A 21,736-nucleotide genomic window follows, 5' to 3' on the forward strand; every position below is an offset into this window, starting at 1 on the left:
CATGTCTCCCTTTAGGGGTTAGGGGTTTAATAATCTCCCAAAGTCTCAGGCAATTGAGCCAATGCTGCTGCCAATTGCTCGTCGTTTGGAGCTACACCGTGCCATTTGTGGCTTCCCATCATGAAATCAACGCCAGCACCCATTTCAGTTTTTAATAAAATCATTACTGGTTGACCTTTGCCCAATAAACGTTTTGCTTTACGCAAACCCGCTACTACTTGTTCCATGTCATTACCATCTTTGATTTCCATTACATTCCAGCCGAATGCTTTGTATTTAGCTTTCAAATCACGGTTCGACATTACTTTTTCAGTCGGGCCATCAATTTGTTGTCCGTTTAAGTCGATGATACCAACCAAATTGTCCAATTTGTGGTGCGGAGCGGCTTGTGCTGCTTCCCAAACTTGTCCTTCTTGTTGCTCGCCATCGCCCATTAAGCAATAAACCGTAGTTTTTTCACCATTCAAACGCTTCGCTAATGCTGCACCAATTGCTACCGACAAGCCTTGTCCGAGTGAACCAGAGGCAATACGGATACCTGGAAGATGCTCATGCGTAGTTGGGTGACCTTGCAAACGTGAGTTTATTTTACGGAAAGTAGCCAATTCTGCTTTATCGAAATAGCCTCTGTGAGCCAAAACACTATAAAAAACAGGCGAAATATGGCCATTCGAAAGGAAAAATAAATCTTCGTTTGTGGCGTCCATGTTAAAAGTAAGGAACCCGCCTTTACCTTTACGGTTGTTGATTTTCATTTGTTGGAAGTAAAGGCCAACAATTACATCAGTACAACCTAATGAACCACCTGGGTGACCTGATTGACAGCCATGAACCATTCTAACGATGTCTCGACGTACCTGCGAAGCGATGTCTTGTAATTCTTTGGTTTGCATTTACAAATAATTATTAAGTGTCAAATATACAATTAATACAAAAGTAATAAAAAAATATAAAAAAGGAATGTTTTACTTAGTATTATGCAAAAGTAAGCAATACATCTTGCTTTAAAAACATAAAAACCTCACAGAAGCGAGGTTTTTATTGAAATCTATATTATTTGTGCAAAAAAGTATCAAAAAAACTTCGGAAAGAAGGCAGGTACTCTTTTTATGTAATCGGCATATTGTGGCTTGGTTTCTTGTAGTTTTTGCTCTAAAAGTGTTACACCAGAAACTTTCATCAACAAAAATGTCATTAAAACTGGGCTAAAAATGTAGAGGAATCCACCATTTGAAAATGCAAATAAATAAAAGCCCCACCAAAGAAGGGCATCACCAAAATAGTTAGGGTGGCGGGTTAAAGCCCAAAAACCTGTTTGGAGTACCTTTCCTTTATTTGCTGGATTTTTCTTGAATTGAGTTAGTTGCCAATCACCAATGGCTTCAAAAGTAAATCCTATTAACCAGAGTAAGATTCCTACGTAGTCAGCAATATTTAATGTGGAGGATGTTTTGGCAATAGCACGTACATATACCGCAGAAATTATCCAAAGTAGCACACCTTGAAGCAAGAAAACTCTAAGAAAAGATACCCACCACCAATTTAGCTGATATTGTTTTCGCCATTCTTGATAACGATAATCTTCGCCCTTGCCGATATTGCGGAAAGCTAAATGAATACTTAGTCGAAGTCCCCAAATACTGATAAGTATGCAATAGATAAGCGAACGAGTATCTGTTAGGTTCAGGTTTGTTCTATAAAACCAAGCTACGATTACAAAGCCTGTTCCCCAAAAAATATCAATAATGCTGGCATCTTTTACCATAAGGCTGATTATCCAAAGGATTGATAAACAAGATATTAAAACAACAAAACCTTCCCCAAATGGAAAAGGCTCTGTAATTAAGAATATACTTAAACCAACTATCAATAAGAGTAATACTATACGAATCATGTTTTTGATGTTTAGTGTTCAATTCATTGAATTCGTTGGCGGCTTAGATTTATCCTAAAATCTGTTCGGCGTGATTCTTTGTATCTACTTTCTGAATGATTTCTTCGATGATACCTTTTTCATCAATCACGAAAGTTGTGCGTACGATACCCATGTAAGTACGGCCATACATTGATTTCTCGGCCCAAACACCATAATCATTCACAATCTTTTGGTCAGTATCGGCCAGTAAATCAAAGGGTAGGTCGTATTTTTTAATGAATTTTTGGTGCGATTTTTCATCGTCAACGCTAACACCTAAAACTACATATCCTTTAGCCAAAAGAGCATCATAATTATCTCGGAGGCTACAAGCCTGTGCCGTACAACCAGGTGTGGCATCTTTTGGATAAAAGTAAAGAATTACTTTTTTGCCAAGAAAATCTGAAAGATTAACGACGTTTCCGTTTTGATTTTTTGCTTGAATTTTTGGAGCTGGACTTCCTACTTTTAGAGACATTTTTCTTGCTTTTGAATTTCTTTTTAGATGATGATTTTTTTGTAACTTTCTTTACGGCTCTTTGGGTAGCTATGTATTCGTCGATATTGACTTCATAAACAGCCAAATTGCCTACATTATCTGTTACTTCTAACTTCAAATCACCGCTAAATGTTTCAGAATCATTGAGTTTAATTGACCAAATCCTATTCGATTTGTATTCATAATCCATTAAAACCCATTGCCCATCGACATAGCAATTGAAGGTTTTTATTCCCGATAGGTTATCAGAAATTGAAAAACGAAGTTCGGTTGAGTCAATTCTTACAGGTCTGATAGCAGGTGCTTCGTTATCAGTAATTACCTGAAAATCACCCAGTTCCTTTGTCTTAAATTGTATTTTGCTACCGAGCCAAGTTCCGCCTAAATATTTTCGTCCATCATTGACATAATAAACCCCTGTTTTTGGTGAAATTACACTGCCAAAAGGCTGCCAAGTGACGGTCATGAAGTCTTTTAGCGGTATTTTCTCAGAGTTTATCGAAAGACGATTGCCAGTAACGGCCGTTTTTAGATATAAAGTATCATAAAGAGCATCGGCAAAGTCAATCTCTAAATTTGGTTCGGCATAAAACTGACCTTTTTTAGGTAAAATTTCTTGCTTAATGCTTAATCTTTCGGAGCTATTATCAACCTGCACAAAGTCGGCAATTCCTTTGTTCAAATCATGTAAATATACCGATTCTGCTCCTCTTCTGTAAGCCAATGGAACTGCCGTCGGGATACCTTTGTATTGTAAGATTGCCGAAGATGTTTTTGCATTTTTAGCTCTGATTGCCAGCGTATTTTCAGTGATTGAAGTTGAAATATTACCAGAAAAATTACTTTCTTCGGCAAGTTCGTCCGTGAAACTCTCATTGGGTTGGTCGCCTTGAATTGAGAATGTCATCATTGAAGTATTACCGTAAGTATCTTTTACTTCGATAGAAACTTGGTGCAGTTGATTATCACGAATGATAATTTTCCCTTTGTTTTCATCGGTTTCATAGATAGATAAACGATTCCCATCAGAAACGTAACATTTTTGAATTCTTACGCCGTTAGTTTCGGCAATGTCATAGTCAATATGAACATTAATATCTTTCGAGATGTCAAATGGCATTTTTTCAAGCCCCAGCTTATAAGTTGTCTTACCATCTACTTTTACTTCAAGGTCGGTTATACCGAGTCTGAAAGGCGATGTTTGGCTGCGGTCATAGGTGTTTAGTTCAAGACCAATTACTCCGTGAGCCTTCACGACGTTCGGAATTGTATAATTGCCATCGGCAGTTCTTGAAGGTGCTATTGATACTCGGCCAAATTCGCCATTTACACGAGAATAGGCATTGAGAGTTTTTAAGATAACTCGCTCAACAACAGGTGCTTGCGAATCTTGAATTTCCCAGAAATCAAATTTTAGAGGATTAATGGCATTTTCGGCTTCATCACGTATCTCAAAGTGGAGGTGTGGGCCACCCGATGCCCCTGTATTACCACCGATTGCTACAATTTCGCCTTTTCTTACTGGAAGGTCGTTTGGAGAAGGCGATAACTCAATATCCCATACTTGTTGATTGTATTCTTTCTGACGTACATACTGCTCGATTCGGTCATTGAAATTCTTTAAGTGACCATAAACCGTTGTGTAGCCGTTGGGGTGTGTAATATAAATAACGTTGCCATAGCCACCACGCATTACTCTAATCTTTGAAACGTAGCCATCAGCAGCGGCATATACTTGGTACCCTTCTACACCACCTGTACGAATATCGACGCCTGCGTGAAAGTGATTGGTACGCAAATCTCCGAAACCGCCTGACAAAGACGCTTGCTGCCCGGGCTGTATCGGAAACATGAAATAGCCTTTCGGGTAATCTTGGTTTTGAGTTTTTCTTCGTTGCCCGTAGGCTCTGTTTGAAGAGGTATCAGAAACCAAATATGTTATGAGCAAAAGCGTGCTTAGAATACGTGTTAAAATCATGGGTTTATAAGTGGGTAATTGCCAAATTTGTTTATTTGTTGTGGGGATAATTATTCATCAATCTTAATTAATTTTTGGCCTATCTAACATTATTTTACCTCAAATTCTAACATTTTTTCGCCTTCGATAAAGGCTGTTAGCGTATCACCAACTTTTACGGCTGCCACACCCGCTGGTGTTCCAGTAAAAATTATATCTCCAGTTTTGAGAGTAAAATACTTAGAAATAAATGCAATGATGGTGTCAATCGGATAAAGCATCATTGACGTATTGCCTTCTTGACGTAACTGTCCATTTACATCTAAATGAAAATTGAGGTTTTTTAAATCAGCAAATTTTGATTTAGGAACAAAACCTGAAATAGGAGCAGAGCCATTGAATCCTTTGGCCAAATCCCACGGTAAACCCTTCGCTTTTAATTTGGATTGAATATCACGTGCAGTAAAATCAATCCCGATTCCAATTTCATCGTAGTATTTATGGGCAAATTTCTCCTCAATATTTTTTCCCATTTTACTAATCTTCACAATTATTTCTACTTCGTGATGAATATCTTGCGAAAAATCAGGGTGATAAAAAGGTTCACCATCACGCAAAATAGCTGTTTCGGGTTTGGTAAAAATAACTGGTTCGTCAGGACGTTCGTTATTGAGTTCTTTGATATGTTCGGCGTAGTTTCTGCCAATAGCGATGATTTTCATGAAAAAATATTCTAAAAATTGAAGAAAGACTTTCGGATGAATTGACAATATTTGCACGTTGATTAGTCAATCATGTTTACAAAAATAGGCAATTAATCGTTTGGAAGTACTCATTTACTGGCATAATTTTTTAAATTACCTTAAAAATAGTCATTCAATTTTGTAATATTTGACGCAAAAATTCGTCTAAATGTAAATTTTAATATCTGATAAATAATGAAAACTTTTTTTAAATCTTCGATTGCCGCAGTAGCTTTAGTAATATTTATTTGGGCCTGCCAGCGTGTGCCACTTACTGGGCGTAAACAATTTGTTGGCTTAGTATCAAACGAACAAATGATGGCCATGAGCTTTACTGAATACAAAGGCTTTATGGATACATCTAAAGTTGTGTCTGCCTCAAATAGAGATGCCGAGATGGTAGCCCGTGTGGGAGGAAGAATCAAAACTGCTGTTGAGAATTATTTGATTCAAAATAATTACAGCCAAATAATTGACGGTTATCAGTGGGAATTTAAAGTAGTACAAAGCAAAGAATTGAATGCTTGGTGTATGCCAGGTGGAAAAGTTTGTTTTTATACAGGGATTTTACCTATTTGTAAAGATGAGGCTGGGGTAGCGGTTGTTATGGGACATGAAATTGCTCATGCCATAGCGAGCCACGGACGTGAGCGTGCAAGCGAAGCAATGGCGGCTCAAGGCATTACGCAAGTAGGAGCGGTGGCTGCGGGTGTTTACACCGGAAATCAACAAGTGATGGATATTGTTGGGCAAGTGTTAGGCGTTGGTTCACAGATGGGCGTTGTATTACCTAATAGCCGCCGTCAGGAATCTGAAGCTGATAAATTAGGTTTGATTTTTATGTCGATGGCTGGGTATAATCCACAAAATGCAGTTGACTTTTGGAAAAGAATGGCAGAAGCAGGAGCTAAATCTCAGAAACCACCGAAATTACTTTCGACTCACCCCGCCGATGAAGTTCGTATTGCTGATTTGGAGAAACAATTACCACAAGCCATAAAATATTATCAAGCCTATGGTGGTAAATAATTGATATGATAGTAATTAAAGAAATTGAAGCATCAGAAACTTGGCCACTTCGACACAAAGTGATGTGGCCAAGTAAGCCTTTAGATTTTGTAGTATTACCAAACGATGATGTTGGTATTCACTATGGTTTATTTGAAAAAGATATATTAGTATCAGTCATATCTCTATTTGTTGACGGTAAGAATGGGCAGTTTAGAAAATTTGCCACTGATGATTATTTTCAAGGAAGAGGATATGGAACGAAGTTACTTACTCACTTAATCGAAGAAGCAAAAAAACTTAAAATTACGCACTTAAAATGTAGTGCTCGAATGACGGCAATTGAGTTTTATGAGCGTTTCGGAATGAAGGTTGCCTCTGATATTATTAGAAAAAATGGCAAAGATTATGTAATCATGGAACTTGCTTTTGAGTAATAATGTATTTTGGATAAAACCTCCAAGCTTATGCTCGATTCTCTATCAAAACTTTATGACCGAGATTTACTAAAACTAAAGTCTGAAATTGAAGCCTATAAAAATGAAGCAGATTTGTGGCTCATAAAAGCTGAAATTAGTAATTCGGCAGGAAATCTATGTCTTCATTTAATAGGTAATCTAAATCACTACATCGGTCATCAACTTGGCGGAACTGATTATCAAAGAAATAGACCATTGGAGTTTTCGGATAAAAATGTTCCGAGAACAGTTCTAATAGAAAAAATAGAAGCTACACGAGCAATGCTCAAATCAATTCTGCCAAATCTCTCAAGTGAAACTTTAGCTCAAAATCATACCGAAGAATTTTATGGGGGTAATGACACCAATGAGTTTTTCTTGATACACCTGCTTTCACATCTCAATTATCATCTTGGGCAAATAAATTATCATAGAAGACTGATAAATTAGTATAACTAAGGAAGGCTTCCCTTTGAGGGAAGCCTTCCTTATATTATCTGCCAAAATCGTCCTGAACTCTCACAATATCATCTTCATCAGAAGGGTTTTCGGGGTCAGTATGTTGCCAAATTTCGGCAATAATTCCCCAGCCGTCCAGCCCAATCAAACGATGTCTTTCGCCTTGTTTTAAGTTTATAATCGTTCCAAGTGAAAGCGTTTGTAATTCGTTTTCTTCATCAGTTTCGCTGGTTACTACGCCTGCAACTCCACCAATTACTTTCCAAATTTCAGCTCTGCGAAAATGGTATTGCCACGAAAGACGCTTGTTTGGAGCAACCACCAAAATTTTTGGACTAAGTTTACGACCAACGCCGAAATCATTAACTGATAAGTGCGGAAAATATGTTTCAATAAACTTAGGTGCTTGCGATTCATCAAGTACAAAAAAACCTCCCCACGGGCGGCTTTGGTCTTGCTTATCAATGTTAAATCCTAAATCTGTTATTACTTTCTCAACTGCTTCAAAGACTGCTGTTTTTTCTGTTTCGGCCGAAAAATTCATGGGATTGTGTATGAATGAAAATTTAATGAATTAATTTTGTGAGCAAATTTACTGTTTTGTTTGGGTATTTCTTAGTTTTTCATGAATATACTAAGATTGTGTAATATTATGTTATTTTTATACTAAATCTCAACGTTTATCATGGCAGTTAGCAAAAAATACAAGTAGAAGAAAATTATGATAAAAGTTGAAAAAATAGATACATTTACCGGCCATCGAGACTGTGTGTATGCTTTGGAAGTTTCTGGAGAAGTAAATCGTTTTTTTTCGGCAGCAGGAGATGGTTTTGTGGTTAGATGGAATTTACAAAAACCCGATGTTGGTGAGCTAATTGCCAAAGTAGGCCATTCTGTATATTCGATGAAGTTTTTGCCTGAAAGTAATCATCTTTGGTTAATAGAAAACTTTGAAGGCATTCATGTAATAGATATTGATACTAAGCAGGAAATTCGTACGTTAAAGTTAGCACCGACAAATTATTTTGATATTCAGTTTTATCAGAATCATGCTTTTATTGCGGGTGGAGATGGCGTCGTTTCGATTATTGACATCGAGAGTTTGAGCTTCGTAAAGCATATCAAAGCTTCTGAAATGAGTGTTCGCTGTTTAGCGATTAATCCTGTAGAACGAGAGTTTGCGGCAGGCTTTAGTGACAATACCATCAAGGTTTTTGATTTAAAATCATTTGAACTAAAAAAAGTAATTGAGGCTCACCAAAACTCTGTTTTTACACTGAAATATTCGCCAGATTTTAAGTATTTGCTTTCGGGTAGCCGTGATGCTCGACTAAAAATTTGGGATTCCGAGAATGAATATAGCTTAGAAAAAGAAATCGTCGCCCATACTTTTGCCATTAATCATATTGATTTTAGTCCTGACCATAAGTATTTTGCAACTTGCAGTATGGATAAATCTGTGAAGATTTGGGATGCCGAAACTTTTAAACTTTTAAAAGTAATTGACCGTGCCAGACACGCTGGTCATGGGACTTCGGTCAATAAATTACTTTGGACACAATACAACAATCAGATTGTATCTGGTAGTGATGACCGAACTATCTCAGTCTGGAAATTGGAGTTTTTATAATGATTAAATGGCATCGTTTTTGAAGAAAACTATTAAAAAATAAATATTAAACATACTTTTTTTGTTACTTTTGCTGATTAACTTATATTTAATTAAATTTTTGATTGAAAATATTATTTTTTAAGTATTTCAGCAATCGAAAAGAGCAAGAACCCATTGCTCCATCATCAGAAAACGTTTCAGAATCCCCTAAAACATTTTTAAAAATGAAGATTACACCCCTCGAAATACGCCAACATGAATTCGAAAAAACTTTTAGAGGCTATAATATCGAAGAAGTAGATAGCTTTTTGGGTAACCTTTCTCAAGAATGGGAAAGAGTATTAAATGAAAGCAAAATGCTCAGAATGCAACTCGAAATAGCCGAAAAAGAAGCCAACAAGTTGCGTGAAATTGAAATGACGCTTTTCAAGACCTTGAAAACTGCCGAAGATACCAGTACTATGATTACTGAGCAGGCAAATCAACAAGCAGATAAGCATCTTCAAGAGGCGAAATTACAGGGTGAGAAAGTTTTGATTGAGGCTCAACAAAAAGCTAACAGTATTGTTAGACAAGCAGAAGAGCGTGCCAGATATATTAAAGAGGAGGTTTTGGGTGATGTAAAAGTATTGGAAAGAGATTTCCGTGCAATGGACCACTATAAAACTAATCTTTTGGTGCAAATGCGTAGCCTCTCGACGGCTACACTTGAGCATGTACAACGATTTGAAGATAAATTTGATAAAGAAGGAGTTGAGGCTAAATTCAAAGAAGCTACTTCGATGCTTACAGATGAACAAGCAACTCCATCAGTTGAAGAAGTAGTTACACCAGTTGAAGAAACTAAAGTTGCAGAAACAGTAGTTGAAGAGGTTGAGGAGATTGCAGAACCAACGGCCGAAGTTGAAGAGATAATTGCTGATATTCCAAGTATTACGCCAGAAACAAGCGAAGAAATAGTAGAAGAAGTTATCGAAGAAACATCTCCGATTGCTGAAGCTATTGCCGAGCCTGTAATTGAAGAAACTATAATCGAAACTCCTGTTGTTGCCGAAGAGCAAATAGAGGAAGTAGTAGAAGCACCAATTATTGAAGAACCAGTTGTTACGACTACAATTTTATCATCTTCGGTGAATAATTATGTCGAACCAACAGTTGAGCGTGAAGTTTCAAGAAATACACCAAAAGCAGATGAGTTAGAAATAATCGAAGGAATTGGCCCTAAGATAGCGATGTTGCTTTATGACTCGGGTATTTTTACATTTCGTGATTTAGCCATTACCCCTGTTTATAAAATCCAAGAGATTTTAGACCAAGCAGGACCACAATTTGCACGCCATGACCCAAGTACATGGACTCAACAAGCAAAACTTGCCGCTGAGGGTCGTTGGAATGATTTAGAGGCTTTGAAGTTTTATTTAGTAGGCGGAAGAGAACCTAAAAAAGATGAATTAGAAGAAGTTGCTCCAGTTGCTGAAGTTCATACCCCAACCGCACCAGTTGAAGAGGCTGTCATTACACCAGAGCCTGTTGCAGTGCTTGAAGAAGTTAAAGAACCAGTAGTTGAGGAAGTAAAAGAAACGATTGCGGCAGCTTCTCAAACGCCTACACCAGTTGAAAATAATCTTGATTCTATCACTGAAGAAATGCTTGAAAAAGTAAACAAAGTGAAAGCCGCAATCAGAAAAGCAATGGTAGAAAAAAATGATGTACCTGTAAAAGACAACACACCATTACCAACATTAAATGATATTATCGCAAAAAATGAAAGTGCTACAGGTAGTTCGTTTTTCGATAATCTATAATTGATAATATTTTTCAAAGAGGTTCAGGTTATACGCTTGAACCTTTTTTTGTTCATTTTTTAATCCTAAACGGTTTTCTTACGGAGACTACGGATACAAATCATTTATAATTAAATTGCTTTATGGGAATTATCTCACTTGAGGGTTTGGAGTTTTTTGCTTATCATGGATATTATGATGAAGAACAAAAAATTGGAAGTAAGTTTTCGATAGATATTGCAATTACGGCCGATTTGAGCCGTGCAGCACAGGAAGATAAGTTGAAGTTGACGGTCAATTATGAAGAGGTATATAAAATAGTAGCCGATGTCATGAAAGAAAGACATCGGCTACTTGAACACATCGCTTATAAAATTATTGAAGCTATTAAGACGCAATTTCCTCATATTGAGGCGGTTACTGTCAATGTTTCAAAGTTTAATCCTCCACTGGGAGGTATTTGCCACCGCTCAAAAGTGACGATTTCGGTTCCTTAATTGGGCTGTGGAGCAGAAAACTTCGAAGGTTTCCATTGGTTATTTCTTGTATTGACATCTGGCAATTTATTGTCAGGGTCAATAACAATGGTTTCAATAGCTGATTTTGAATCATAACGGAAACTCCATGTACTTCCTCTTTGCCAAATTTCATACGGAAGCTGTACACGTTTTTTTGTTCCATTAGCTTCCTTGATTTCAAGAGTCACGGGCATTGGCATCTTCTCTAAGTTTTCAATAGTAATCACCGAGCCTTTAGTTGGGTCTTGCTGCACGTAGGTTACATCCTTTACACCTTGGTCAATTTTCCAATCGTTGATGTACCAGCCTTTCCAGAACCAACCCAAGTCTTCTCCAGCGGCATCTTCCATTGTTCTGAAGAAATCAAGCGGTGTTGGGTGCTTAAATGCCCAACGGTTTACGTATTCTTTAAACGCATAGTCGAAACGTTTTTCTCCTAATACCAATTCACGGAGCATAGTAAGACCATAGCCAGGTTTCATATAAGCTGCAATGCCCAAATTATTATCTTGAATTACATCAGGAATATTGACAATTGGGTCACGGTCGTAGTAATAAGGAGTCATCTGACGAACATTTTCAGGACTGTAATATTCGCCATTATTAAAGTTTTTTGTAGAAAGTGAATTGATAAAGGTATTAAATCCCTCATCCATCCAAGCGTATTTACGTTCGTTGCTTCCAACAATCATCGGAAACCAGTTGTGCCCAAATTCGTGGTCGGTTACTCCCCAAAGGCTTTCGGTTTTATCACGGTAATCACAGAAAACGATTCCTGGATATTCCATTCCACCAACAACGCCAGCAACATTTACCGCACTTGGATAACTGTATTCATAGACATATTTCGAGTAAAATTCAATACAACCCTTTACGTACTCTGACGAACGCCCCCAAGCGTCATTTCCATTGCTTTCTTTCGGATAAACTGATTGTGCCAATGAAGTTTTTCCACTTGGTAAATTGATTTTACAGGCATCCCAAATAAATGCTTTTGAAGTTGCCCAAGCTACATCACGGGCTTGTTTGCATTTAAACTTCCATGTCAAAGTGCCATCTGTGCGTGGGCGAGACTTAGCATCATTTACCTCTTCTGCACTTCTAATCATTACAGTTTTATCGCTATTTTTCGCTTCATTTAAGCGTTTAATCTGTTCGGCCGTCAGTACTTCATTTGGGTTTATTAATTCGCCCGAACCAACTACAATATGATTATAGGGAACAGTGATGTTATACTCAAAATCGCCATATTCTAAATAAAACTCACCTGCACCCAAGTAAGGCAATGTATTCCAGCCTTCAACGTCATCATAAACGGACATTCTTGGATACCACTGTGCTACTTCGTAGATTATTCCGTCTTGAGTTTCTTGTTTACCCATACGGTCAGAGCCGTAACGAGGAATTTTGAAAGAGTACGAAATTTTGATTTTTACTTCTTCGTTTGGCAACATTGGCTCTGATAAACGAATCTGCATACGAGTATCATCAGTTAAATGTTCAGCATATACAGAGCGAGTGGAAACTTTTTTCCCATTTGTGGCATTTTTTTCTACACTTACAAACTGCACTGTGTAACCACCATCAAAACCTGTATTGCCGAAACGTCCACCAGCAATTGTGGTAGTTTTGCCACCTCTCGATTCGTTATTGAATTGATTTTGGTCAAGTTGTAGCCAAAGAAAAGGTAATTTATCTGGGCTATTATTTTTGTAGGTAATCTCAACATCACCAGCTAAGGTATTGGCGGCTTCGTCGAGTTTGATATTAATTTTATAATCAGCCTTGTTTTGCCAATACATTGGGCCAGGGGCACCAGTTCCGCTTCGATAAGCCGTGCCAGGCATAAAATTAAATAGTGGATTAAAGGCATCTCGGTGGTCGTATTTTGATGTAACAGGCGTTTGTGCCTCTGCATACTGACCAATCGCTAATGCACATACCAATAATATTTTATTGATTTTCATGAATTTTGAATGATGATTTGTGTAAAATGTATTAAAATGACTACTTTATTTTATAAAATAGGGGTTTGCCCTATCAAAACGGCAAAGTAGTGATTTTCGTTTATAAGAGATAACATTATTTTAGAAAAGTTGCATTCACGAAATATATTTGTTTCCGAGCAAAATGTGTTTTTTGTAGATTTATGTGGTAACTTTATAGGCGAGATTGAGTCTAATAAATAATAGTTGAATATGCTCATTTTTTTAGATTCAGAAACCTCCAACAATAATTTTTATCAGATTTTGTCTTGTCAAAAGGTAATTTTTTTCTAAATTGGCACAAAATTTTAATATATACTATTTCTGTAAACTTAATTTAGAACCTGATTGGAGCATTTTTCAAACAGAAATTTTAACAATTAACCAAAAATGAAATCTAAACTAATTTCCGTGCTAACTTTAGCAATACTTTTACCTTTTGTAGGGTTTGCTCAGCAACTTAATTCAAAATGTAATTTACTTCCTTACTCAATTTTTAAAGGAGCATCGGATAAAACACCAGTGGTATTGAATGTGCTTGGTACAAGTCCACAATTTGGTGAAATTCCAAAGCATACAGGTGTATCTGCTTATAATCACTTAAAGTCTGTTTATAAAAAGAATACTAAAAACAGCAGAGGTGAAATTGATGACCTTTTGCAAGCTTTGGGTTACACAGGTTTCAATGACCCTGCTTTCACAAGCAAAAGCTTAACTCCTGAGATACTTCCTGCTGGAACTGTCGGTTGGATGGGTGCTTATTCTCGTGGACACAAATATGCTTGGTCAAGATTAGGAAAAGATTTCCCAACTTTCAAAGTTTATGCTAAAGGCGGTGATTGTTTCCTTTATATTATGAAAAAATGTGGTAATGCGTTTTATACTCCTGCTCCAAATTGCCCAGTTAGCCCATGTCCATGTCCAGAAGGATATACATGTAATAGCCAAGGATGTTGCGAAAAAATCCCAGTTCCACCAGTTTTCTGTAAAACACAAACTATCAATATTACAGGTAGTGGCCAAGTAAGTAGCGGTGATGTATTGAATACAAGCAAAACTATGGAAATCGTTGCTGTAAATACAGCTTCGGGTAGCACAAAAGGTTTACTTTTAGGTTCGTATCCAGTTTCGGTTCGTTCTACTTATGATTTCAATGTAAAAGGCGAAGCTCAATATTCAAAAACGGTTGAGGTTTGTACAGAAGCAAATTCTGCTCCTGCACCAATGAATTTATCATTGCCATTAAACTTGAACTACAAAATAACTAAGAATGACGTTTTGGTAGGTGATGGTGAAAAATTATATTTGAATGTTACAGAAGACCAGTTCAAGGCATTGAGCAAAGCTTATAAAGCAGTAAACGTAACTACTACAGCTACTCCAAATTTAGAAGTTGCTTCTAAGAAAGTATCTTCAAGCACTGCTACCGAAACAATTTCAAGTGCTTTTGGTGGTGGAGAACCTAAATGTGCTGACCAAAAAATTAATTTCTTAGGTAAAACTGAAATTAAAGATGGTAGTTTAAAAAGTGCAACTAACGATGTAACAATCATTGGTGTTTATAAGAAAACTGGTAAATTAGACAAAGGCGAAATGGCTGAGAAATATCTTTGCCTTGGAAGCTTCCAAGTACCAGTTAAATCAGCTTATGAGTTTACAACATCTGGTGGTAGCGATGTTTCAAAAATCTTGAGAGTGTGTACCAAAGATGGTGTTGCTCCAGCTGACCAAAATATCAATGTTCCAGTTAAAATGACATATAGTTTCACTAAACAAGATGTAACTCTTGGTGACTACAACAAATTATATGTTTCTCTTACTGAAAAACAATACAAAGCTTTAAGCAAAAATTACAACCGTTGTTGCACAGAAGGTGGCGAAGGTAAATGTAAATAATACTAAAGCACAAGTATAAAAATATAGAGAAGCCCTATTCACATTGTGAGTAGGGCTTTTTTTGAATATAGACTTTTTAACGTCGGCAAGGTTCAAAACCTTGCCGACGTTGTTTATGACTAAACACATTTAAAAACGCACTTATTATCTCATATTGAAAAACAATACAAAGCTTTAAACAAAAATTACAACCGTCGTTGTATAGGAGCTGGGGAAGATAAATGAAAATAATACTGCGGCATAAGTTAATAAATATAGAAAAAAACTGTTCACATTGTGAATTGTGAATATGGATTCTATTTGAATATAGACTTTTTAACGTTGGCAAGGTTTTGAACCTTGCCAACGTTGTTTTATTTTTTACCAACTACATAAAAAAGCCCCACTTCAATTACCGAAGCAGGGCATGTACTAATTTATTTTGGAGTTTTTAGGTTTTTAATTTCTTCTTTTTTGCCGCAGGAAATAGCACATTATTCAATATTAAACGATAACCAGCCGAATTTGGATGAAGATTCAAGTCGGTTGGCTCTTCGCCTACATAGTGTTGATAATCTTCTGGGTCGTGGCCTCCATAGAAAGTCCAGAAACCTTTTCCAGCTGTACCATGAATATATCTTGCTTCGCCAATAGAGCGATTCTCTGCAAGAGTAATAACATCGGGTCTGATGTACTGCTTTTTAAATGCAGTGGTTTGACCCATGAAACCTTTAATCAAATTTGCGTGGTTTTGCGTAAGCATTGTTGGAATTGGGTCCCATTTTGCTGAGAATTGAAACAATGAAAAATAGTCATTATTTTCGGTTACACCACGTTCCTCTTGTTGATTATCAATACTCGAAAATTCCATTTCATAAGGATTTGTAATCAGTCTGAAATCTTTGAAAGCAAAACAATTATCATATTTTAGTTTACTTTCAGCATTTGGGTCGGCACCATCACCATCGTAAGGGGCTTCCACTATATCAACACCATCAGCCGCTAAAGCTATATCGAAGGTATCGGTTGCATTACACATGGCAAACATATAACCACCCCCGAAGACGAAATCTCTGATTTTTTTTGAAACAGCTAATTTTAAGTCTGGAATCTTTGTATAACCAAATTTCTTAGCAATTGTTTCGGCTTCTTGTTTTTGCTCTTGATACCATCCTTGCCCACGCATACGTAGGAACTTCCCGAACTGCCCCGTGAAATCTTCATGGTGGAGGTGAAGCCAGTCGTATTCTGGAAGTTTATTTTCTAAAACTTCCTCATCAAATATTTTATCGTACGGAATCTCAGCATAGGTCAAAACAAGTGTAACCGCATCATCCCACGGTTGGGTAGTTTTGGGTGAATAAACCGCAATTTTTGGAGCTTTATTCAACTTAACAGCATCCATATTGGCATCATTTGAGGCAATTATATTCAAAATTGATTGCGATTCTGCTTCTGAAATTACCTCATAACTTACACCACGAATAACACATTCGTTAATAAATGTCTGTGATGCCGTAAATAAAAAGCTACCACCTTTATAATTGAGTAGCCATTCAACCTCAGTTCCATGTGTTTTCAATAGCCAAAAAGCTATTCCGTAGGCTTTCAAGTGGTTTCGTTGAGTTTCGTCCATCGGAATCAAGATGCGGTTAGCAAATAGATTCGAAGATAACGAAAACGATAACAACACAAGTAGTGTTAGTTTTTTCATTATTTTCTATTAAAATTATGTATTCAAATGTAGCAATCTTTATACCAATTATCAACGAAATAGCTATTTGATTATTAGGTACGCTCTAACTATTTTTGAATTTTCTACTTAAAAATAATACCCATAAGCTGAAAAATAAGCGATATGGCTTAAAAAAATGATAAACGGTTGATTTGTATATTTTAATCGCTTGTTGATATGGAAACTCTTAGTGAATTTTGTATCAGATAAAAAAGCACTAAAAACTAAGTTTTTTGCTATAAAATTGCCAAATTTCTACGCCAACATCAGATGAATTTAAAAGAAAATATTAGCGAAGGCCTACGTTCAATCAAGGGTAATATGCTTCGGACTGTCCTAACTGCCTTGATTATTGCCATTGGTATAACTTCATTGGTTGGTATTCTGACGGCCATTGATGGTATGCAAAGCTCGGTTGATAATAGTTTTGCAGGTTTGGGGGCAAACTCATTTGATATAAAAGGGCCTCGAATGTTTCGTCGTCGAAGTGCGGGTGTGAACGAAAAAGATTTTCCTCCCATCGAATATCGAGAAGCAAAGCAATATAAGGAACTTTTTCAGGCAAAAAACTCTGGTGCAACTGTAAGTATTTTTACGAGTGTGACAGGTGCTGCTCAGTTGAAATACAAATCAATAAAGACAAATCCCAACAGCTTAATTCGAGGAATTGATACGGATTATCTCGATATGAAAGGATATAAACTGACCGCAGGACGAAATATCAGCGAAAATGATATAAACTTTACTAATAATGTAGTGATTCTGGCCAATGAATTGGCTGTATCGCTTTTTCCGAAAGAAAGCCCGATTGATAAAGAAATTAGTTTGTTGGGACTACGTTTTAAAGTTATTGGTGTTCTTGAGAAAAAAGGAAGCATTACGGGCGGAGGTGATGACCGAGTTGCACTTGTTCCGCTCGAAACTGGCCGCCAGATTGCTGGTAATAGAAAATTGACCTTTGATATTACGACTTCAGTTAAAAATGTATCCGATATGGACTACATATTAGGTGAGGCAGAGTCGGTAATGAGAAGAGTAAGAAAAGATGCAATCGGACAAGCAAAGTCTTTTGAGATAGAACGCTCCGATGCACTTGCCAAAGATTTTGAGGAAGTTACGGGCTATTTGAGAGTGGGAGGGTTCGGTATCGGAATTATAACACTTTTGGGGGCTGCCATTGCCTTGATGAATATCATGATGGTTTCGGTAACAGAACGCACCCGTGAAATTGGTATTAGAAAAGCTATTGGTGCAACGCCTTTCAAGATACGATTACAGTTTCTGATGGAAGCAATCGTGATTTGTATCTTAGGTGGAATTGCAGGAATCATTATGGGAATAGGTATTGGTAATGTGATAGCGAAACTGATAAGTGATAAAAGTAGTTTTATAATTCCATGGGCATGGATTATGATGGGTTTTGTTGTCTGCGTATTCGTAGGAATTTTATCTGGATTCTACCCCGCATACAAAGCCTCTAAGCTTGACCCAATTGAATCTTTACGATACGAATAGTTTTTAAAGAAGATAAAATATATGTATAGTAAAGTCTCGTAATAAGCACTTTACGGGGCTTTTTTATGTACATATAAAATTGAAAAATTATTAAACGGATACATTTGGCATAATGTTTGGAATATTTGGTTTGAAGAATCTAATGATTTCAGAATTGACTATTTCAATATTGTGTGATGAAAATTAATGTATTTATAGGTTTTGTTAGTAGTTTATTCGTTTTGTGTCTAAACAGCTTTGCTCAAAAAGAACATATCGAAGAACCAGTTGCTCCGAAAAGAGAAAGTATTGGACTTTTCTTTTATGATGGAATGGCTAAGGTGAATATTGGTGGTAAATACGGCTTTATTAATCGACAAGGTATTTTGCAAATTCCTTGTCAATATGATATGGTTACTGACTTTAAAGATGGCTTAGCCATTGTAACCGAAAATAACCGACACAGTTTCATTCGTTTAGATGGTTCGTTGCTCACTCCTTTGATTTTTGATAAATGTGAGCCTTTTTTCAATGGTTTTGCGATGGTAAGCTTTCAAAACAAATATGGGTTTATTGATAAAAGTGGTCGAATTGCAGTTTATCCTCGTCATGATTTTGCAATGGGATTTAGTGAAGGATTAGGTTTGGTAGGCAAAGATGGACATAATGGATACATAGATGTGAAAGGTAAATTGGTTATTGATTATCAGTTTGAGTTTTCGTTGCCTTTTTCTGAAGAATATGCCGTATTTATGAAAAATGGGAAGTTTGGGTATATCAATAAAAAAGGTAAAGTAGTGATTGAGCCGAAATATGATTTGGCAAGTTCGTTTCATGAAGGAGTTGCTTCGGTTAAAATAGATAACGTTGCTGGAGTGATTGACAAAAAAGGAAATTTTGTGGTAAAGCCAATCTATCAGACTGTTCGTAGTTTTAAAGAGGGAGTTTCGGTTGTGATGAAAAATAATAAGTTTGGAGTAATCGACCACAACGGAAAAGAAGTTATATCTCCACGTTATGATTTACTCGATGACTTTGATGATGGCATAGCTGTATTCAAAGCCAATAAAAAATATGGATTTGTGAATAAACAAGGCTACGAGTTTATACCAGCCACTTTTGATAAAGCCAGTGCCTTCGACCAAGGAATGGCTGCCGTAAAATTGAATGGTAATTTCCACTACATAGATTTACAGGGCCAAATAGTTTATACTTCGCCACTTGACCCTAAATATGATGAAGAGAGTAATATCGTAATTGCTAAACTTGATAAGAAAAAAGGCTACATTGATGGTAAAGAAAAAATCTTAGTAAGCCTCGACGATTCTTTTACTCCTGCTCGTGTGGTTTTATTGATTAATAGTAATGAATATGTGATTAGTAGTGCAGGTACACTAACATCAAAATAACTTAGGTGCGGTCTGAAGCCCAATTTATTTAAGAGAATTTCTTAAAAACTTTAGAATTTCGGTATGATACTTAAATGCTTTGTCTAATTCTTCTGGATACCAAACGAAATTATCTAAAATAATAAGACTTGTTTGAGTTTTTGGAAAATAGAAATTCATTGAGATAAAACCTGGGGTATAACCCGTTTGTCCGAGTTGTAGTAATCCTTCTTTATCATCAACCGTGATGCCGTAGCCATATTCGGTTCTGCCAAATAAAGGATGCTGACGAATAGCCAATGGTTGTTTGGTTTTCATCATCTCAAAAGTATTGGCTTTAAATAACTTTCCAGAGTATAAGCATTCATTCCATTTGATTAAATCATCGACGGTAGAAATAAATCCACCTGCTGCTGGATAATTTTCAAATGTTGCCGTTTCAAATACTAATTTTCCATTTTCTTGCTCCGAATAACCTTTGACTAAGTTTTTGTACTTTTTTAAGTCTGGATGAAAAGTGTTAAGCATCACACATTTCTTAAATAATTCATCCGCAAGGACGGAGAATGATTTATTATTAACGCTTTCCAGAATTTGTGCCATTAAGTCGTAACCAATTTGAGAATAGGCATACTGTGTACCTGCTCTGAACGAAAGAGCTTTGTTTAATGATACAATACCGTGAGTATGTGTCAGAAGTTGATGAATTGTGACTGTATCTGCCCAAGAAAGCTTTAGATTTGGTAAATATTTTCGGATTGGCGTATGAAGACTAACTTTACCTTCATCATAAGCACGCAATATTAATGCGGCTGTAAATTGCTTGCTAATCGAGCCAATTACAAATTGGTCATTTCTTTCGAGAGGTGTTTTCTTTTCTTTATTGGCAAAGCCTTTTATGGTTAAGTATTGTACTTTTCCGTGTTTAGTAATGGAAATAATTCCACTAAATGGTTTCTCGGTTTTTGCATTTATCAAAGAATCAATCTGTTTTGATAATGCCTTATTTAGTTGTCCAAAGGAATGGTGGAAAGCCAAAATACATAAGAGTATAGAGCAAAGAAGTATTTTTTTTAGTAACATTTTATACACTTGTAGCACAAGTTTTCAACTTGTGAATATTGAAAATAAGTTAATCCGCAAAAGTCAAATCTTCGGGCTTGGGGTAGGTAATCAATTTTGAGAAATCAACTTTCCAAAAATCCAAATCGAGTAACTGATTATTAGCACTTTGTGTTAATGTAATTACAACCTCCGTACCATCAGCATCTACATATTTTGCCTGAATGAGGTCATCTTTATAAGGTGAAATATCAGGATTTCCCATGCTTATACTTCCCATTTTTCCACCCTCATATTCTTCTACGTCCTCATTGATTGGGTATTGTTCTGTATTTAGCCCTAATTTTTTCAATAAAAATATGATTAAATTACGTTCGTTTTCTCTGATTTTTCTACGGTCTTCCATCGAATTTTTAATATTTTTCTCCAAAATTAAAGAAATTATGCTTCATAATTCAAAAAAAGAGCAGATAACCGTAAAATTATCTGCCCTGAGAATTGAATATTCGAAATCAACTTACTCCTTAATCACGAAATCAGAATCCTTGAGACCCTTATTTACTTTTACAGATTGCACTTCCGAAGTAATTTCACCCATTTGTCCTGCACTTCTTTTAGTTTGAGAAGGTAGCATCACATCAACTCCTTTGAATTTTTTATAGTTTAAATAAAAAACATTGTTTTCAAATTTACCTCTTGGCGTTTCGTTTACTGAATATGTTTTTACTTTCAAACCAGACTCAACATCATAAAAGTCATTCCATTTTTTTCCATCACTTGTAGTAAGTTCAAGTTTATAAGCATCTTTGTCTCCAACTTTTTCTTTGCCAACAACAGTCCGAGTGATTCCCATTTTATCGTAGAGTGTTTCTGAAAATGGATTGCTTCTCATTGCTGCCATTTGTGCTTCTTTACCTTCCATCGGTGGGCGACCACCACCGCCTCCGAAGCTACTATTATTTTTTAATTTATTTCCATCATAAATTGTACTCATCACTTCGTTGCCATTCGCAAAAACCGACATTGCGTAACGGTCTGGAAATTTGAATTTCATTTCAGTTTCTGATGTACCTCTTTGAGTTTCGCTTGTGCTACTGATTGTCAAATCTTGAATTTTGGCGATTGCTTCTTTTCCACCGATGGCTGCTAAGTATTTATCGATGATTGCATCGGCACTTGGTGTATCTTGTGCAAAAGTTCCGAAAGTGATTAAAGAAAATACGGTTACAATTAGTTTTTTCATT

General features: G+C 36.4%; 20 protein-coding genes. 9 read left to right on the forward strand and 11 right to left on the reverse strand.

Features of this window, described 5'->3' with window-relative positions:
• Positions 1 to 26: 26 nt before the first annotated feature.
• The 5 genes from IEX65_RS05645 to IEX65_RS05665 form a co-directional block, all read right to left on the reverse strand.
• Positions 27 to 893 (reverse strand): transketolase, encoded by an 867-nt coding sequence (locus tag IEX65_RS05645; RefSeq protein ID WP_188765050.1) that lies wholly within the window; start codon positions 891 to 893, stop codon positions 27 to 29.
• A gap of 179 nt (positions 894 to 1,072) precedes the next feature.
• The gene (locus IEX65_RS05650; RefSeq protein WP_188765051.1) at positions 1,073 to 1,894 is read right to left on the reverse strand and encodes a DUF1295 domain-containing protein; all 822 of its coding nucleotides are present in this window, start codon (positions 1,892 to 1,894) and stop codon (positions 1,073 to 1,075) included.
• Between the two features lie 49 nt (positions 1,895 to 1,943).
• Positions 1,944 to 2,393 (reverse strand): thioredoxin-dependent thiol peroxidase, encoded by a 450-nt coding sequence (gene bcp / locus IEX65_RS05655; RefSeq protein WP_188765052.1) that lies wholly within the window; start codon positions 2,391 to 2,393, stop codon positions 1,944 to 1,946.
• Entirely contained in the window at positions 2,326 to 4,392 is a 2,067-nt protein-coding gene (locus tag IEX65_RS05660; protein WP_188765053.1) for a M23 family metallopeptidase, read from the reverse strand. Before IEX65_RS05660 ends, bcp begins: the two co-directional genes overlap by 68 nt.
• A gap of 89 nt (positions 4,393 to 4,481) precedes the next feature.
• On the reverse strand, positions 4,482 to 5,135 hold the full coding sequence (locus IEX65_RS05665) for a fumarylacetoacetate hydrolase family protein (protein ID WP_262891836.1): 654 nt from the start codon (positions 5,133 to 5,135) through the stop codon (positions 4,482 to 4,484).
• A 174-nt stretch (positions 5,136 to 5,309) separates the two neighbouring features.
• On the opposite strand from IEX65_RS05665, the gene IEX65_RS05670 reads away from it, so the two are divergent.
• Genes IEX65_RS05670 through IEX65_RS05680 form a run of 3 tightly spaced genes read left to right on the forward strand, consistent with a single transcriptional unit; the run spans position 5,310 to position 7,030 of the window.
• Positions 5,310 to 6,143: a M48 family metallopeptidase gene (locus IEX65_RS05670; protein ID WP_188765055.1), complete on the forward strand. Its 834-nt coding sequence runs from the start codon at positions 5,310 to 5,312 to the stop codon at positions 6,141 to 6,143.
• Positions 6,144 to 6,148: 5 nt separating this feature from the next.
• The gene (locus IEX65_RS05675) at positions 6,149 to 6,559 is read left to right on the forward strand and encodes a GNAT family N-acetyltransferase (protein WP_188765056.1); all 411 of its coding nucleotides are present in this window, start codon (positions 6,149 to 6,151) and stop codon (positions 6,557 to 6,559) included.
• A gap of 30 nt (positions 6,560 to 6,589) precedes the next feature.
• Positions 6,590 to 7,030 carry a DUF1572 family protein gene (locus IEX65_RS05680; RefSeq protein WP_188765057.1) on the forward strand — a complete coding sequence of 147 codons (441 nt, stop codon included), beginning with the start codon at positions 6,590 to 6,592 and terminating at the stop codon, positions 7,028 to 7,030.
• A 43-nt stretch (positions 7,031 to 7,073) separates the two neighbouring features.
• Here IEX65_RS05680 and IEX65_RS05685 read toward each other — a convergent pair whose 3' ends face one another.
• Positions 7,074 to 7,583, reverse strand: coding sequence for a cupin domain-containing protein (locus IEX65_RS05685; RefSeq protein WP_188765058.1), 510 nt, complete (start codon positions 7,581 to 7,583; stop codon positions 7,074 to 7,076).
• Positions 7,584 to 7,760: 177 nt separating this feature from the next.
• On the opposite strand from IEX65_RS05685, the gene IEX65_RS05690 reads away from it, so the two are divergent.
• The 3 genes from IEX65_RS05690 to folB all read left to right on the forward strand — a co-directional run bounded on the left by IEX65_RS05690 (position 7,761) and on the right by folB (position 10,932).
• Positions 7,761 to 8,669, forward strand: a complete 909-nt coding sequence (locus IEX65_RS05690; protein ID WP_188765059.1) for a WD40 repeat domain-containing protein — start codon at positions 7,761 to 7,763, stop codon at positions 8,667 to 8,669.
• A 206-nt stretch (positions 8,670 to 8,875) separates the two neighbouring features.
• Positions 8,876 to 10,456 carry a DivIVA domain-containing protein gene (locus IEX65_RS05695; protein WP_188765060.1) on the forward strand — a complete coding sequence of 527 codons (1,581 nt, stop codon included), beginning with the start codon at positions 8,876 to 8,878 and terminating at the stop codon, positions 10,454 to 10,456.
• Between the two features lie 122 nt (positions 10,457 to 10,578).
• Positions 10,579 to 10,932 (forward strand): dihydroneopterin aldolase, encoded by a 354-nt coding sequence (gene folB, locus IEX65_RS05700; protein WP_188765061.1) that lies wholly within the window; start codon positions 10,579 to 10,581, stop codon positions 10,930 to 10,932.
• On the opposite strand, the gene IEX65_RS05705 is transcribed toward folB, so the two are convergent.
• Positions 10,929 to 12,920: a M1 family metallopeptidase gene (locus IEX65_RS05705; protein WP_188765062.1), complete on the reverse strand. Its 1,992-nt coding sequence runs from the start codon at positions 12,918 to 12,920 to the stop codon at positions 10,929 to 10,931. The two genes, folB and IEX65_RS05705, sit on opposite strands and share 4 nt — an antisense overlap.
• Positions 12,921 to 13,328: 408 nt before the next feature.
• On the opposite strand from IEX65_RS05705, the gene IEX65_RS05710 reads away from it, so the two are divergent.
• Positions 13,329 to 14,834 carry a hypothetical protein gene (locus tag IEX65_RS05710; protein ID WP_188765063.1) on the forward strand — a complete coding sequence of 502 codons (1,506 nt, stop codon included), beginning with the start codon at positions 13,329 to 13,331 and terminating at the stop codon, positions 14,832 to 14,834.
• 430 nt (positions 14,835 to 15,264) lie between these two features.
• Here IEX65_RS05710 and IEX65_RS05715 read toward each other — a convergent pair whose 3' ends face one another.
• Entirely contained in the window at positions 15,265 to 16,527 is a 1,263-nt protein-coding gene (locus tag IEX65_RS05715) for an asparagine synthetase B (RefSeq protein WP_188765064.1), read from the reverse strand.
• 291 nt (positions 16,528 to 16,818) lie between these two features.
• Here IEX65_RS05715 and IEX65_RS05720 point away from each other — a divergent pair, with 291 nt between their 5' ends.
• Together IEX65_RS05720 and IEX65_RS05725 are read left to right on the forward strand one after the other, a co-directional pair.
• Positions 16,819 to 18,063, forward strand: a complete 1,245-nt coding sequence (locus tag IEX65_RS05720) for an ABC transporter permease (protein WP_188765065.1) — start codon at positions 16,819 to 16,821, stop codon at positions 18,061 to 18,063.
• Between the two features lie 176 nt (positions 18,064 to 18,239).
• Positions 18,240 to 19,451, forward strand: a complete 1,212-nt coding sequence (locus IEX65_RS05725) for a WG repeat-containing protein (RefSeq protein ID WP_188765066.1) — start codon at positions 18,240 to 18,242, stop codon at positions 19,449 to 19,451.
• Between the two features lie 24 nt (positions 19,452 to 19,475).
• Here IEX65_RS05725 and IEX65_RS05730 read toward each other — a convergent pair whose 3' ends face one another.
• From IEX65_RS05730 to IEX65_RS05740, 3 genes are all read right to left on the reverse strand, one after another.
• A complete protein-coding gene (locus IEX65_RS05730; protein WP_188765067.1) occupies positions 19,476 to 20,408 on the reverse strand; it encodes a serine hydrolase domain-containing protein in 933 nt (310 codons plus the stop codon).
• Positions 20,409 to 20,562: 154 nt separating this feature from the next.
• Entirely contained in the window at positions 20,563 to 20,922 is a 360-nt protein-coding gene (locus tag IEX65_RS05735) for a DUF6984 family protein (RefSeq protein ID WP_229250540.1), read from the reverse strand.
• Positions 20,923 to 21,009: 87 nt separating this feature from the next.
• Entirely contained in the window at positions 21,010 to 21,735 is a 726-nt protein-coding gene (locus tag IEX65_RS05740) for a LolA-like protein (RefSeq protein ID WP_188765068.1), read from the reverse strand.
• Position 21,736 lies beyond the last annotated feature (1 nt).

Source organism: Emticicia aquatilis, assembly GCF_014644295.1.
GTDB classification, from domain to species: domain Bacteria; phylum Bacteroidota; class Bacteroidia; order Cytophagales; family Spirosomataceae; genus Emticicia; species Emticicia aquatilis.

What these genes read in the sequence shown, in the direction of transcription:
- IEX65_RS05645 (WP_188765050.1), bottom strand. Translation starts at nt 893, where the DNA reads ATGCAAACCAAAGAATTACAAGACATCGCTTCGCAGGTACGTCGAGAC.
- IEX65_RS05650 (WP_188765051.1), bottom strand. Translation starts at nt 1,894, where the DNA reads ATGATTCGTATAGTATTACTCTTATTGATAGTTGGTTTAAGTATATTC.
- bcp (WP_188765052.1), bottom strand. Translation starts at nt 2,393, where the DNA reads ATGTCTCTAAAAGTAGGAAGTCCAGCTCCAAAAATTCAAGCAAAAAAT.
- IEX65_RS05660 (WP_188765053.1), bottom strand. Translation starts at nt 4,392, where the DNA reads ATGATTTTAACACGTATTCTAAGCACGCTTTTGCTCATAACATATTTG.
- IEX65_RS05670 (WP_188765055.1), top strand. Translation starts at nt 5,310, where the DNA reads ATGAAAACTTTTTTTAAATCTTCGATTGCCGCAGTAGCTTTAGTAATA.
- IEX65_RS05675 (WP_188765056.1), top strand. Translation starts at nt 6,149, where the DNA reads ATGATAGTAATTAAAGAAATTGAAGCATCAGAAACTTGGCCACTTCGA.
- IEX65_RS05680 (WP_188765057.1), top strand. Translation starts at nt 6,590, where the DNA reads ATGCTCGATTCTCTATCAAAACTTTATGACCGAGATTTACTAAAACTA.
- IEX65_RS05685 (WP_188765058.1), bottom strand. Translation starts at nt 7,583, where the DNA reads ATGAATTTTTCGGCCGAAACAGAAAAAACAGCAGTCTTTGAAGCAGTT.
- IEX65_RS05690 (WP_188765059.1), top strand. Translation starts at nt 7,761, where the DNA reads ATGATAAAAGTTGAAAAAATAGATACATTTACCGGCCATCGAGACTGT.
- IEX65_RS05695 (WP_188765060.1), top strand. Translation starts at nt 8,876, where the DNA reads ATGAAGATTACACCCCTCGAAATACGCCAACATGAATTCGAAAAAACT.
- folB (WP_188765061.1), top strand. Translation starts at nt 10,579, where the DNA reads ATGGGAATTATCTCACTTGAGGGTTTGGAGTTTTTTGCTTATCATGGA.
- IEX65_RS05705 (WP_188765062.1), bottom strand. Translation starts at nt 12,920, where the DNA reads ATGAAAATCAATAAAATATTATTGGTATGTGCATTAGCGATTGGTCAG.
- IEX65_RS05710 (WP_188765063.1), top strand. Translation starts at nt 13,329, where the DNA reads ATGAAATCTAAACTAATTTCCGTGCTAACTTTAGCAATACTTTTACCT.
- IEX65_RS05715 (WP_188765064.1), bottom strand. Translation starts at nt 16,527, where the DNA reads ATGAAAAAACTAACACTACTTGTGTTGTTATCGTTTTCGTTATCTTCG.
- IEX65_RS05720 (WP_188765065.1), top strand. Translation starts at nt 16,819, where the DNA reads ATGAATTTAAAAGAAAATATTAGCGAAGGCCTACGTTCAATCAAGGGT.
- IEX65_RS05725 (WP_188765066.1), top strand. Translation starts at nt 18,240, where the DNA reads ATGAAAATTAATGTATTTATAGGTTTTGTTAGTAGTTTATTCGTTTTG.
- IEX65_RS05740 (WP_188765068.1), bottom strand. Translation starts at nt 21,735, where the DNA reads ATGAAAAAACTAATTGTAACCGTATTTTCTTTAATCACTTTCGGAACT.